Annotated in this window: 13 protein-coding genes and 1 pseudogene; 3 read left to right on the forward strand and 11 right to left on the reverse strand. The window is 36.5% G+C overall.

From position 1 onward, the window contains the following. The first annotated feature begins 276 nt into the window (after positions 1–276). Positions 277–807: a CHAP domain-containing protein gene (locus tag AC5YDH_RS00615; RefSeq protein ID WP_496116308.1), complete on the forward strand. Its 531-nt coding sequence runs from the start codon at positions 277–279 to the stop codon at positions 805–807. Between the two features lie 3 nt (positions 808–810). Here AC5YDH_RS00615 and AC5YDH_RS00620 read toward each other — a convergent pair whose 3' ends face one another. The 3 genes from AC5YDH_RS00620 to lgt form a co-directional block, all read right to left on the reverse strand. Further along, positions 811–1,182: a hypothetical protein gene (locus AC5YDH_RS00620; protein ID WP_496116309.1), complete on the reverse strand. Its 372-nt coding sequence runs from the start codon at positions 1,180–1,182 to the stop codon at positions 811–813. Then, positions 1,182–1,556 carry a hypothetical protein gene (locus tag AC5YDH_RS00625; RefSeq protein WP_496116310.1) on the reverse strand — a complete coding sequence of 125 codons (375 nt, stop codon included), beginning with the start codon at positions 1,554–1,556 and terminating at the stop codon, positions 1,182–1,184. The genes AC5YDH_RS00620 and AC5YDH_RS00625 overlap by 1 nt, the downstream gene beginning before the upstream one ends. A gap of 81 nt (positions 1,557–1,637) precedes the next feature. After that, on the reverse strand, positions 1,638–2,447 hold the full coding sequence (lgt, locus tag AC5YDH_RS00630) for a prolipoprotein diacylglyceryl transferase (RefSeq protein WP_496116311.1): 810 nt from the start codon (positions 2,445–2,447) through the stop codon (positions 1,638–1,640). 93 nt (positions 2,448–2,540) lie between these two features. Here lgt and AC5YDH_RS00635 point away from each other — a divergent pair, with 93 nt between their 5' ends. Further along, a complete protein-coding gene (locus AC5YDH_RS00635) occupies positions 2,541–3,320 on the forward strand; it encodes an NRDE family protein (protein ID WP_496116312.1) in 780 nt (259 codons plus the stop codon). Between the two features lie 80 nt (positions 3,321–3,400). Then, positions 3,401–4,275 (forward strand): annotated as a pseudogene (locus tag AC5YDH_RS00640) (AEC family transporter). 60 nt (positions 4,276–4,335) lie between these two features. Here AC5YDH_RS00640 and rdgB read toward each other — a convergent pair. From rdgB to AC5YDH_RS00680, 8 genes are all read right to left on the reverse strand, one after another. Then, entirely contained in the window at positions 4,336–4,962 is a 627-nt protein-coding gene (rdgB, locus tag AC5YDH_RS00645) for an RdgB/HAM1 family non-canonical purine NTP pyrophosphatase (RefSeq protein WP_496116313.1), read from the reverse strand. A gap of 107 nt (positions 4,963–5,069) precedes the next feature. Beyond that, the gene (locus AC5YDH_RS00650) at positions 5,070–5,660 is read right to left on the reverse strand and encodes a tetratricopeptide repeat protein (RefSeq protein ID WP_496116314.1); all 591 of its coding nucleotides are present in this window, start codon (positions 5,658–5,660) and stop codon (positions 5,070–5,072) included. Then, a complete protein-coding gene (metW, locus tag AC5YDH_RS00655) occupies positions 5,657–6,250 on the reverse strand; it encodes a methionine biosynthesis protein MetW (RefSeq protein WP_496116315.1) in 594 nt (197 codons plus the stop codon). The genes AC5YDH_RS00650 and metW overlap by 4 nt, the downstream gene beginning before the upstream one ends. Beyond that, complete coding sequence (metX, locus tag AC5YDH_RS00660; protein WP_496116316.1) at positions 6,250–7,407, reverse strand: homoserine O-succinyltransferase MetX; 1,158 nt, start codon at positions 7,405–7,407, stop codon at positions 6,250–6,252. The genes metW and metX overlap by 1 nt, the downstream gene beginning before the upstream one ends. 82 nt (positions 7,408–7,489) lie before the next feature. Then, a complete protein-coding gene (leuA, locus tag AC5YDH_RS00665; RefSeq protein ID WP_496116317.1) occupies positions 7,490–9,187 on the reverse strand; it encodes a 2-isopropylmalate synthase in 1,698 nt (565 codons plus the stop codon). Positions 9,188–9,451: 264 nt separating this feature from the next. Next, complete coding sequence (locus tag AC5YDH_RS00670) at positions 9,452–10,555, reverse strand: alpha-hydroxy acid oxidase (RefSeq protein ID WP_496116318.1); 1,104 nt, start codon at positions 10,553–10,555, stop codon at positions 9,452–9,454. Between the two features lie 34 nt (positions 10,556–10,589). Continuing rightward, positions 10,590–11,273: a Fe2+-dependent dioxygenase gene (locus tag AC5YDH_RS00675; protein ID WP_496116319.1), complete on the reverse strand. Its 684-nt coding sequence runs from the start codon at positions 11,271–11,273 to the stop codon at positions 10,590–10,592. A gap of 124 nt (positions 11,274–11,397) precedes the next feature. Next, on the reverse strand, positions 11,398–13,683 hold the full coding sequence (locus AC5YDH_RS00680; RefSeq protein WP_496116320.1) for a TonB-dependent receptor: 2,286 nt from the start codon (positions 13,681–13,683) through the stop codon (positions 11,398–11,400). Between the last annotated feature and the right edge of the window lie 11 nt (positions 13,684–13,694).

Consider the following 13,694-nt stretch of genomic DNA (forward strand, 5'->3'; position numbering starts at 1 on the left):
TAAAAAGACTTAAATAAATTGTTACAACCTTAGTTTTAATAAAATTGAAATGAACCTGATTACTGTGAAAAGCATAATCACATGAATTTTATATGTATTATTTTTCTATTTTTCTTGCGATTAGTCATTTTTTGAGTAAATGGTATAAAGTTACATTTATTTTCTTAAAAAAAGCCACAATACACGTTAGTATTTGAGCCCAAGGATTTTGAAATAGTATTATATTTCATTGGTTTAAATATAAATTTGTTTAAATTTAGGGGCTTAGAGGACGTTATGGTTGGGGATGTAAGTTATATTAATCAACAGGATATGGATGCTCCTGCTGTACAATACAACTTAGGCGCTGATAGTGCTTATACGAATAGAAATACAGATTACGAAGCATATTTAAAAAAATCTCAAGCTGCTAAAAAAGCTGCAGAAAAACCACGTAATTTTACTCAACTTGATATTAGTAAATTTGGTCAGTTATTGGCTAATATTACGCGAACGACCAGCACACAAAAATGTGCAAGAAGTATTCGCGTAGCCTTACAAGATTCAGGAGCTAAAATTGAAAAACATCCTATAGCAGCATCAGATTGGGGAAACACGCTGCAAAAATTAGGTTTTACAAAAATTATGCCTCAGTTTGATCGTCCTCAAAAAGGCGATATTTATATTATCAAAGCAACATCACAACACTCATATGGTCATATTGCGGGCTATTCAGGTTCAGACTGGGTTTCTGATTTTAAACAGCGTACTTATGATGTCTATAAAGATAAAAAAGTAACGTATGAGTACTATCGATTACCTAAGTAATTTTTATTTGAAACGTTTCGCACGATTTGCATGAATAGAAACAATAAACAAGCCTAGGCAAATAAAACCTAGGCTTTGTATTATCAGCCAAATTTTATCTATTTTGGGGGGTGATATAATTAGAAAATTAATTAAAAGAATAGGTAAGACAAAGAAAAGAATTTGAAAGCCATGAGCATATTTATTGCTTGGACTGAGCTTGTTTTTTGCCTGATAAATGATATGAAATAAAATACCTACAACTAAACAGAGCCCAATCTCTAAAGGCTTGAGTGGGGCAATGGTAGAACAAAAATAAATGATGATACATGTGATAATACATACCATCAGTTTAATTTCACGCGTACATTTTTCGGAATACCAAAACTTAAGCATTAAGAAGATTCTTTCTGATTCAACAGAGAAAGGGGGGAGAAAATACAAATAGCTAGAACCATAAAGCAGATCCCTTGAGCACCTGGAATGAGAATATCTCCATTTTTAATATTCACAAATACTAATCCTAGAACGAGTGCAATTGGAATCCATGTAAGAATGCGATAAAGCAAGCCTGTTGGTTTTTTGCTTGCAAAATGGATTTTACAATAACGACAAATTAGAAAAATAATACCTGTACCTAAGAACATCATAATGGAATCTAAACTCAAAGGCTGTATGCGATAAAGAACAATTGTTGCGACAGCAATGGTAATGAATAACGCTAATTTTTTGAGTACAGAAATTTGAGGATTAAACCAAAATTCGAGCATGTTGATTGGAGAGTTTTATTGGATTGAGATCACTTTATCATAAACGGGAATAAAAAAAGCGAGGCAATTGCCTCGCATATTTTATGAATTTTTTAATGGACCCCAGTCGTATATTTTTTTCTGGTAAGCATACCAAAGCATCCATAATCCAATAAGAATCATAGGTACAGTCAGGAACTGTCCTTTGCTCATCCAACCAATAAATAGTTGACCATTATCAGGTTCTCGGAAGAACTCAACTACAAAACGTGCTAGTCCATATCCAATTAAAAATACAGCAGAAACGGCATAACGTGGACGAGGTTTAAAGCTAAACCACCACAACACAATAAATAGCAATAAACCTTCACAGAATGCTTGATATAACTGAGATGGATGACGAATAATTTGTAGAGGGTCTGTCGGGAAAATCATGCCTAAAGCGAAGTTTGGATCTGTTACTGCACGACCATATAGTTCGCCACCAATAAAGTTACCAAAGCGACCAAACATTAAACCAGTTGGTACGCAAGGTGCAATAAAGTCTAGGGTTTGGAACCATGTCATGCTGTATTTTTTACACCAAAATAGCATGGCAATCATAACGCCGAGGAAGCCACCATGGAAACTCATTCCACCCGTCCATACTTGGAACAACCAAAGCGGGTTTGCTAGGAATTGGTCAAATCCGTAGAAAAAGACATAACCAACACGACCACCAATAACAACACCTAGTGCTCCATAAAATATGAGATCTGACACCATATCTGGTGTCCATCCACGTTGTTTTGAGCGGTATGTAGCAAGCCCCCAGGCAAATAAAAATGCCAATAAATACATCAGTCCATACCAATGAACTTGTAGCGGTCCCAATGCTACTGCAATGGGATCGATATTTGGATAGGTCAGCATTGCTGCTCCTTGTCATTATGCTTTGCTTAGATTTTAGCTGAATAATATGAAAAATGTTGTACATTCAATGTGTAAAGAATTTGAGTATGAAAAATGTGTATTGTTGCTCTTGCTTGGCATGTTCTTGAAAATACGCCTATGTGTTTAATTTCGAATAGAGATGAGTTTTATAACCGTTCATCTGAAAAATTATTTGTATGGGAAAATAGCCCCATTATTGCAGGGCAAGATTTACAGTCGGGTGGAACATGGATGGGAGTTACAGCATCGGGTAGATGGGCTGTACTTACAAATTATCGAGATGCAAGAGATAAAAATACGTATCCGACTTCGCGTGGGCATATTATTCAAAGTTTTTTAGAATCAGATTTGACACCTATTCGATTTTCACAACAACTTGAGAAAAATCAATGTGATTATGCTGGTTTTAATTTAATAGTGGGTAATGTCGAACAAGCCGTTTATATGAGTAACCGTGGTGAAGCACCTCAAGTTTTACCAAAGGGAGTATATGTCCTTTCTAATGGTTTGATGACGGAGCATTGGGAAAAAACACGGCACTTAAGAAAACGATTTACTCAGGAGCTTTTACCCTTATTACAACAATCTGAAACTTTAGTAACCGATTTAAATTTTGCTGTTTGGGATATTCTTGAAGATGAACGTAAGATTGGTGAGAATTTATTGCCCGACACAGGTATTCCAATCGAATTAGAGAAATTATTATCTTCAACTTTTATTCAGAGTCCAAATTATGGAACGAGATGTTCAAATTTTTTAAGATTGAACAGTAATGTTTGGTATTGGCAAGAAAAACAACAAGATAACGTACAGAGAAATGTTGTTCATTTCACTATTCCAATGAACAAATAAAGATGGAAAATTTATCTTTATTTACAGTGTTTCTGGGTAAAAGTGATAGCATGATGTTATTCAAATATGAGGAATAACATGTGGCTTTGTTGCTACCACTTTTTGGTTTTGTGTGTGGTTTAGGACTCGCTTCTTTTTCTATTTCTCAACAACTTAAAACAATATTCGCAAGTGTTTTATCACGTGCATTTATTCCCTATGTAATTATTTATAATATGGTTTTTTATCAGGCGGGAAGTTTAAGCCTGATGTTGTTTAGTTTTTGTACTGCAATTTTTATATTCTATTTCTTTCGCTATTTGTTGAAAGATCAACTTCGAGCATTATGTGTCAGTTATTTAAATTTAGCATGGTTAGGTTTCCCATTTGCCTTAGCTTTATTTGGTCCGTCAATTAGTGCAGCAATGGTTGCTATGTATATTGGTGGTCTATATTTGGCAATATTTGGGCTGTTTTAGCTTTTGATTCCAATACTCAGGACTATAGAAAATTAATTAAAAAAGTTGCGTTATCTCCTCCAGTTATTGCGTTATTTATAGCTGCCATTTGTCGTATTATTGGTATTCAGGATTTAGAAAATCATCAAATATTAGATGGATTATATTGGATTGCAAAAGTAGGAATGACTTTTACAGGCATGTGTGTATTGGGCGTTTGGCTGAGACATACACGTGTGGGTATAGCCGATTTACTACGTAGTACAAAATTGTATGCAATGCGAATAGTGATTGGCTTGGTTGTATGTGGGCTGAGTTATTACTTCTTGCCAATTCCAAATATGGAAACGGTAATAGGGGTGATGTTCCTGATTTTCTTATTGCCGCCAGCCGTGAATATTGTCGCTTTGGAAACTTATTATTTAGGAACTGGTGAATCGACACGTTATATTGCTGCAGGAACAATTATGAGCTGTGTGCTGGTTTCTTGTTATGGCTTAATTTTACATTTCATTTAAAAAATTATGAAATAAAAAGCCTCCATTTGGGAGGCTTTAAACTATCTAAGAATCTAAAAATTACAGAGCAATGCTTTGCTTAAATAATTTCATTGCTTGACCACGATGGCTAATTTTATTCTTTTCTTCTTTGCTCATTTCAGCACTCGAAATATCTAATTCAGGCAACCAAAATAAAGGGTCATAGCCAAAGCCATTTTCACCGCGTGCGTGTTCTAAAACTTCGCCTTTCCAAATACCTTGGAAAATTTGTGGTAATGGATCATCTGCATGTTGAACAAGTGCTAATACGCATACAAACATTCCTTCGATGATTTCACCATTTTTACGGAATGGTTTGAGGTCTGCTAAAAGTTTTTCATTGTTCGCAGCATCATTACCATGATCACCTGCATAACGAGCAGAATAAATACCAGGTGCGCCTCCCAATATTGGAATGCAAATACCTGAATCATCTGCAATAGCAGGTTTTCCTGAAATTTTAGATGCATGACGGGCTTTTATAATGGCATTTTCAATGAAGCTTAAACCATCTTCGATTGCATCTTCAATATTCAATTGACCTTGAGGAACAACTGTTACAGGAAGTTGAAGTTCAGCAAATAATTTTTCAAATTCAGCGATTTTTCCTTTGTTATTACTCGCAAGTACGAGTGTTCCTTGAGATAGCCAATCTTGAGAAGACATATAATTTCGCTCTTAAATTGAAAATGAAAAGGGGATTTTAACAAATTTGAAAGGAGTTCATGGTAATAAAAAAGCACCTTACGGTGCTTTTTACATGCAGTATATGCTTATTGCGCTTGAATCCATTGATCCGCACGATCACGTGCTTGACGGATTTGATCTTGAGTTAAGTTTGCTGCTAAAGCAGTTTTCTTACCTTCAGAAAGCGTAATTACTTTGTTGTCGAGCATGCCATCACGAGTAGACAACTCATACCACTGGTATGCACCTACGTAATTTTTCTTTTGCTCTTCCATCATTGCAAGGTTGAAACTTGCACGATTGTCACCATGGCTTGCCGCTTTTTCAAAGTATTTACGCGCTAAAGATTCATCTTTACGTACGCCAATACCATCTGCAAGCATGCGACCTACATTCAGTTGAGCAGGCGATAGACCTTGGTCTGCAGCTGCTTTGTACCAAGCGAATGCTTGAGCATCATTTTGTTTTACATCTTTACCTTGCTGATATTTGGTTGCAAGGTAAAATTGTGCCCCAGGTTGTCCTGATTTTGCAGCTTTAATTAAATTATTCATATCCATAACTGAATATTGAGCTGCTTGACTTGAAATAGTTGGCTTTGGAGCAACATAATCTGCATGGGCTTGTATGCTATAAAGTCCAACAAGAAGCGTCGTGCTTAATAATAGTTTTTTCATAGAGCGCTCACTCGATAAATAGCGACTTCACCAAACAAATTAGGAAAACGCTTGCTTAACAAGCTATCTTCTTGGTTTTCATTGACCGAAAGTCGATTAATAATCCGTATATTGTTTTCTGCACAAAGTGCTTCAAAGTCACGGAAAGTACATAAATGAATATTGGGTGTGTTATACCACATATAGGGTAAAGCATCTGAAACAGGCATCATTCCTTTCAGCGCAAGGAAAGAGCGGGTCTTCCAATGTGCAAAATTAGGGAATGTGATAATGGCTTGTTTCCCCACGCGCACCATATCTCGTAATAATACGTCTGGTGCATCTACAGCTTGCAAAGCTTGTGCCATAACAACATAGTCAAAAGACTGGTCGGCAAAACGACTTAAACCTAAATTTAAGTCCTGCTGAACAATATTTAACCCTCTACTGACAGCAATTGCAATCTTTTCTTGATCAATTTCTAGTCCGTATGCACGGATATTGTGCTTTTTACTCATATGAGCAAGAAGTTCACCATCGCCACAACCTAAATCGAGTACGCTAGAATCGGGCTTAATCCATTTTTCTGCAAGTTGATGATCAATACGCATTACACAGCCTCCTTGGTCGATTGGAGGTGTTCTTCACCACCTAAGAATGCACGTAAAGATTTTACATACAATGGAATAGGAAATAAGAAAGAGTCATGACCTTGTTCTGCATCAATATCTAAATAACTAACAGGTTTAAAATTGCTAATTAATGCATCTACAATTTCTTGTGAACGAGCAGGGGTAAAACGCCAATCTGTGGTAAATGAAACCACTAAGAATTTACATTTAGTATTTGCCATTGCTTTTTTGAGTGAAAGTTCATATTCACGTGCAGGGTCAAAATAATCCAAAGCTTTGGTCATAATTAAATAAGTGTTGGCATCAAAATTACGACTAAATTGTTCACCTTGATAGCGTAAATAGCTTTCAACTTGGAATTCGACATCGAAACCATACATGAATTTGCCAGACTTTAAGTCACGACCAAATTTTTGTTTCATTGCCTCTTCAGACAGATACGTAATATGACCAACCATACGTGCCAAAATCAGTCCGCGTTTTGGATAACTATCGTTTTCTAAATAGCGACCATTGTGAAAATCTGGGTCAGACAAAATAGATTGGCGTGCAACTTCGTTAAAGGCAATATTCTGTGCAGATAGCTTTGGTGCGCTTGCAATAATAACGCATTTTTGTAAACGGTCAGGATAATCCACAGACCATTGTAAAGCTTGCATACCGCCTAAAGAGCCACCAATGACAGCATACCAAACATCAATACCTAAACGATCTGATAATAGTGCTTGAGTTTTTACCCAATCACGAACGGTGACTAGTGGAAAGTCTGGACCATAAGGACGATTTTCATTTTCAGGATTTGGTGATGTTGGGCCTGTAGAGCCACTACATCCGCCAATATTGTTTAAGGCAACAACAAAGAATTTTGATGTATCAATTGCTTTACCTGGACCAATGCAAGAATCCCACCAACCTGGTTTTTTGTCATCTTCATGATGATAGCCAGCAGCATGATGATGACCAGAAAGCGCATGACAAATAAGAATAGCATTGGACTTATCGGCATTAAGTTCGCCGTAAGTTTCAACCATTAGTTCAAAACGTGGAAGAATTCGATCGCATTCGAGCGCTAAAGGCTCTTCGAAAATGAACTTTTGCGGGGTAACTAAACCCACTGAGTCGGCTGGAAAAGACACAGGAATAATTCGCCTTAAATCTTTGGGATCAATAAAGAAAAGGATACCACTTGGGGTATCCTTTTTAAAACAGTTTTATCGCTTAAACTGCAGCAGCAATCACTTGATCTGTGCTAAGAACACCTTGATCAATTAATCGATTGGTACATGCAATAATTGCATCAATTGATGAGGTAACAATGTTGTCATGTACGCCCGCACCAAATGCAGATTTACCGCTGCCTTTTACTTGAAGTTCAATTAATGCCAATGCTTTTGCATGTGCACCTGAACTAATGCTGCGTTCTTCATAACTTAATACGTCAATTGGAAGTTGTAATGCATCTAAAATTGCAGAAATTGGACCATTACCTTCACCACGTAAGTGCTGTACTTGACCATTAACTTCAATGTCTAGTTCAATCACTTGGTTGCCATTTTCATCTGACAATTTGTAGTTTTTAGTTGAATAGTGAGTATCTTTAGCTGCAACATAAGTGTCTTTGAACAATGTCCAAATTGCTTGTGCTGAAATTTCAGTACCATCTTCATCTGTTTTTTGCTGAACAATTTGTGAGAATTCAATTTGAATACGACGAGGTAATACCACGTTGTAATTTGATTCTAACAAGTAAGCAATACCACCTTTACCTGATTGAGAGTTCACACGAATCACAGCATCGTAATCGCGCCCTAAATCTTTAGGATCGATTGGTAAGTAAGGCATGTCCCAAATTTCTTCGTTCTTTTGGAATTCAAAACCTTTCTTAATGGCATCTTGGTGAGAACCTGAGAATGCTGTAAACACCAAGTCGCCGGCATACGGATGGCGAGGATGTACAGGTAAGCCTGTGCATTCTTCAACGGTTGCAATAATTTCATTAATGTTTGAAAAATCTAATTCTGGTGCAACACCTTGGGTATACATATTCAAAGCAATTGCTGCTACGTCTACGTTACCTGTACGTTCACCATTACCAAAGACACAGCCTTCGACACGGTCTGCACCTGCCATAATTGCAAGTTCAGAAGCAGCAATACCACAGCCACGGTCGTTGTGACAATGAACAGAAATAATAACACCATCACGACGTGCTAAGTTACGATGCATCCATTCGATTTGGTCTGCATAAACGTGTGGTCCTGAAACTTCAACAGTTGCAGGCAAGTTCAAAATTACTTTGTTGGTTGGGGATGCTTCCCAAATTTCAGTCACAGCATCACAAACATTTTTAGCAACTTCTAATTCTGTTGCTGTAAAACATTCAGGGCTATATTGGAAAATAAATTCAGTTTCAGGTTGTTTCGCTGCATATTCTTTTACTTTTGTTGCGGCATTGATTGCTAAACTTTTTGCACCAGCAACATCTACATTCAACACCTTAGTACGGAATGTTGGAGAGTTTGAGTTGTATATATGCACAATTGCACGTTTTGCACCTTGTAAAGATTCAAAAGTACGTTGGATTAAGTGATCACGTGCTTGTACTAAAACTTCGATATAAACATCATCTGGAATATGACCTTCTTCAATTAATTTACGTGTGAAGTCAAAATCAATTTGAGATGCCGAAGGAAAGCCAATTTCAATGTGCTTAAAACCAATTTTCACAAGCATTTGGAACATTTTGAATTTTTGTTCAATGTTCATTGGCTCAAAGATCGCTTGGTTACCGTCACGCAGGTCGGTACTCATCCAGATAGGCGCTTTATTGATTTCATTATTCGGCCATTGACGGTCTGGTAAGTCAACACGTTGATACATACGACGGTATTTTTTGCTTGGATCTGCCAACATCATGTGAAAACTCCTTTATAGCACCTTAATAATTGTCGTGGATAACGCGAGGTACTATGAATATAGATTGTGTCTATTTTAACAATTTACAAGTGTGATAATGATGGAGTTAGGCGAAAGTCGTAAAAAATATTTTTGTATTTTTAGCGCTTAGCTTTACCATGTATCTTGTAAATCTATAACTTAATTTTAATAGATTGATTCCGAGAAAAAATTCCGTATTTTGCATTAAATGAAAAATATATGACAAAAATTTTCATAATTTAATTAATATTGAAAAATATATTCACTATTAATATCTGATACGGTAGCTGTTCCCATAAGTGCCATAGTAATTTCAAATTCTTCTTTTAGAATTTTAAGGACATGAGCAACACCTAAAGCTCCAGCACTTGCCAATCCATAAATTTGTGGACGACCAATACATACAGCAGAAGCACCTAATGCAATCGCTTTAAAAATATCAGAACCTCGTCGAATACCACCATCATAAAGAAGTGGGAAATTACTAGGTACGACTTTTTTAATCATTTGCAAGGCTAAAAGTGGTGAAATACACGTATCTAAAACACGTCCACCGTGGTTGGAAATAATTAAACCTTTAACGCCATATTGAATAGCCAATAAAGCATCTTGTGGATGTGTTACTCCTTTTAAAAGGATGGGCAACTCAGTATTTTTGACAATGTAGGCAATATCTTCCCATGTGGGTGCTATACGCATAAGCCCATTAAAAACAGGGTGTTCACCTTTGTTTAACTCAGGTAGAGGAATATGTGTAGGTGTATGTGGATGTTGCATGTCATCAGGTAAATGGAAAAAAGCTTTACGTTCTCGATCTCTAATACCTGTATGTGGAGAATCTACTGTAATCACAATGGCTTTATAGTGATGGGCTTCTGCCATTTTGACCAAAGCTAAAGATTTTTCACGATCACCTTGCCAATACAATTGGAACCATTTGTATGGATTTTCTTGTTTAAGGCTACGCATATCTGTATTAGTAAAGGTGCTTAATATGATGTTGCTGCCCATCACTTCAGCGGCTAAAGCAGATGCGGCTTCTGCCTCAGGATGAAACTGTTGCTGATGTCCAATAGGTGCTAAAAAAATAGGGTGAGGGTAGTGCTGACCTAAAATTTCACATTCTGTGTTGCCATGTGTAAGATCTTTTAATACACGTGGTAAAAGCTGAATATCTTTAAATAGTGTCAGATTTTCTTGAGCACTATGTTCTTCCATTGAGCCACCTTGTAAGTAGCTCCATACCATTTCTGAAAGGTGTTTCTCTGCTTCAATTTCATAATCATGAATGGTTTGAAGATACGCTGGAATTTGAGTTAGCGGTTCTAAAATAGTTTTATTTTTCATGAGGAATCCTTGGAGCAGGGACGGTTATAGTGAATTAAATTTCAGCCCATTTACGCATGAGGTTATGGTACAAACTCGTGAGTTTAACCACTTCCTCATGGGCATCGCCCAATTGCATTCTTAAGTTTTGAATGGTTTGATCTAAATTAAATAACATGTGTCGATCGGCATCATCACGAATCATACTTTGTAGCCAAAAGAAAGAACCTACACGACATCCTGATGTGACAGGTGTAACTTCATGAACACTAGTAGATGGATACAAAATTAAATCTCCCGCAGGCAGTTTAACTTCGTGATAGCCATAAGTATCTTCAACAACAAGCTCGCCACCTTCATATTCTTCAGGTTCACTCAAGAAAATAGTGCAAGACAAATCTGTACGTATTTTTTGCTGTGTGCCTTTAATCCAACGAATTGAATTATCAACATGAAAGCCAAAAGTTTCACCATTTTCATAGCGATTGAAATAAGGTGGCAAAATATTGAGTGGTAAGGCTGCTGATACAAAAAGAGGGTGCTTTGAGAGCACATCTAAAATGATATCGCCCAAATGATGTGTTAAAGGATGATCTTCTGGTAATTGTTGATTTTGTTTTACATTTGCAGAAAGTGATCCTGTCGAAACTTTACCATCAACCCAATTGACTTTATCCATTTCTGAGCGGAAATATTGAACTTGTTCTTTTGTTAAGACATTGGGAATATGATGAATCACGGCAATACCTTCTGAAAATATAATGGAATTATTTATAGCAGTTCTATATAAAAATAGCCCCTATTGTTAGAGGCTATTTTAGCTTAAATCCCATAGGTTTAATATGGGATTTAATGTTTAAAACTTAGTATTTAAAGTTTAAAGATAATACTGCATTACGACCATCTGCCTCTGTTGCATAGTGTGAACCGTATGCTTTAGTGAAGTAACGTTTGTCTGTTAAGTTATTTACATTTACTTGTAAATTAACATTTTTAGTTACGTCATAACGAGCCATTAAGTCATAACGAACATATCCAGGTACAAATTTTTGAGTAGTTGCAGTATTTGCTCCATAAACTTTGTCCATTGCATATGCACCACCACCAATCATAAGTTGTGGTAATACTTGGTATGTTGTCCAAAGTGTTGCTGAATTTTTCGGTACATTTGGTAACTGTCTACCTTCATCTTGACTAGAACCATAAGCTGCTTTGGTTAACTTACTATCTAGATATGTATAGCCAGCTGACATTGCCCATTTAGGAGTAATATTACCATTTACGCCAATTTCTAAACCATCAACTTTACTCTCACCAGCATTAGCATAGTTACTTGCATCAACAAGTACACGAGTATTTTTCTTTTCTGTACGGAAAATAGCTGCTGTTAAATTAAGACGATCTTGTAATAAGTCCCATTTTGTACCTAATTCATATGTTTTTGTTCGTTCGGGTTTTAAATTGTTGATTTGTATGGCTTGTGCTGCTGTAGTCCCTTTACCAACAGAACCAAGACTTTCAGAACCATCACCAGCATCAACGCCAACAGGGTTAGATGAAGTGGCATAGCTGATATAAATTGCACCATTTTCAGTTGGTTTGAATGTTAAACCAGCTTGATAATTAAAGAAATCATCTTTTGTGCTATACGTTGTTCCTGCTGCAATTGATCCTGATGTTTTGTTGTAATAAGCAGATGTATCAAATTTATCCCAACGAACCCCTAAATCTAATAACCATTGTGGGTTAATTTCAATATTATCTAAGAAATAGATAGATGTATTTTTAGTTGTAGTTGTGGTGACACCACGATTTGCTGTAATTGAACCTAACCATGGATCATTTGGATTTGGATTATACGCATCAGTACACCAATAGTCTGATGCAGAACCAATAAGTCCGCTACATGCATCAGGGTTATTTAAGTTTGGTGTTCCGTTAGGAAGGGTAGATGTTGTAACACCTAAGCTTGTAAGATTATAGCTTCCTTTATCAGATTTTTGATGGCTATATTCAACACCTGTATTAAATGAGTGCTTAAATGCTCCAGTGTTAAATTTACCAGCCAAAGACAGTTGATCTGTAAATGTACTCGTATCAGTAATACGTGTATTTGCACGTCTTGCAACGCTACCATTTGCAATGTTTAGTTTTGAATCATCTGGCTGTGTCCAAATATAATCATTTTTTGCTTTTGAATATTGAGCAATATTTTTAATTGTTAAATTATCGGTAAGGTCGTGCTCGAGTTTTATTGTACCAATTTGATTTTCTTGTTTTTGGAAATCACGATCTTTCCAACCATAGTAAACACCTTGTTTTACATCTAGTGGTGTGCCTTCAGCTTTAGAGCCATTCCAATAAGGTACACCTGAATCTGGAGTGTCATTAGATTTTAAGTAGTAATAACTTAATGTAGCACGTGTATCTGTATCTAAACCAAAAGTAATACTTGGTGCAATACCAGCACGTTTGTATTCAGCACCATTACTTTGACCAGGTTTGTTATTTTCATGACCTAATACAGCAACACGAGCCGCAATACCATTACCAAAATCTTTGTTGCCGTCTAATGTAATACGACGGTAATCATCTGTACCTTGTTCAACAGAACCTTGTAAGAAACTTCCTTTTTTTGCTTCTTTGGTAATCATGTTGATGCTACCACCAACAGAACCAGCACCACCTAAAGATGAGCCAGAACCTTTTACTACTTCAACTTGTTCTACCGCAAACATGTCACGGTTTTGTGAAGTTGAATTACGAATACCATCGACATAGATAGAGCTTTCTGAGTTATAACCACGAATAAATGGACGGTCACCATTTGGGTTACCACCTTCACCAGCACCTAGTGTAATACCAGGAACTGTACGAAGAGCATCACTTAGTGTTGTAACTTGTGTGTCTTGAATTAATTGTTGTGAAATTACAGATACTGATTTTGGTGTATCTAGTAGGGGAGCAACAAATTTAGTATTTGCAGACTTATCTACTTTTAAGCTTTGTTTTTGTTCTAAAGATGCTTCTGAATGAATTATTTCTAGTTGAGTTGCTTGATCTTGGGCAATTGCGTGTCCAGCCATAATACTTAGAGACGAAGCAATCGCAGAAGATACGATTTTTTTACGCGTTTTGATGAAAGCCATTTCAAACCCAA

Source organism: Acinetobacter sp. FY683, from assembly GCF_059515885.1.

Bases quoted from the DNA above. Each gene is read 5' to 3' on its own strand.
- AC5YDH_RS00615 (WP_496116308.1), top strand. From the start codon at position 277: ATGGTTGGGGATGTAAGTTATATTAATCAACAGGATATGGATGCTCCT.
- AC5YDH_RS00620 (WP_496116309.1), bottom strand. From the start codon at position 1,182: ATGCTTAAGTTTTGGTATTCCGAAAAATGTACGCGTGAAATTAAACTG.
- AC5YDH_RS00625 (WP_496116310.1), bottom strand. From the start codon at position 1,556: ATGCTCGAATTTTGGTTTAATCCTCAAATTTCTGTACTCAAAAAATTA.
- lgt (WP_496116311.1), bottom strand. From the start codon at position 2,447: ATGCTGACCTATCCAAATATCGATCCCATTGCAGTAGCATTGGGACCG.
- AC5YDH_RS00635 (WP_496116312.1), top strand. From the start codon at position 2,541: ATGTGTATTGTTGCTCTTGCTTGGCATGTTCTTGAAAATACGCCTATG.
- rdgB (WP_496116313.1), bottom strand. From the start codon at position 4,962: ATGTCTTCTCAAGATTGGCTATCTCAAGGAACACTCGTACTTGCGAGT.
- AC5YDH_RS00650 (WP_496116314.1), bottom strand. From the start codon at position 5,660: ATGAAAAAACTATTATTAAGCACGACGCTTCTTGTTGGACTTTATAGC.
- metW (WP_496116315.1), bottom strand. From the start codon at position 6,250: ATGCGTATTGATCATCAACTTGCAGAAAAATGGATTAAGCCCGATTCT.
- leuA (WP_496116317.1), bottom strand. From the start codon at position 9,187: ATGATGTTGGCAGATCCAAGCAAAAAATACCGTCGTATGTATCAACGT.
- AC5YDH_RS00670 (WP_496116318.1), bottom strand. From the start codon at position 10,555: ATGAAAAATAAAACTATTTTAGAACCGCTAACTCAAATTCCAGCGTAT.
- AC5YDH_RS00680 (WP_496116320.1), bottom strand. From the start codon at position 13,683: ATGGCTTTCATCAAAACGCGTAAAAAAATCGTATCTTCTGCGATTGCT.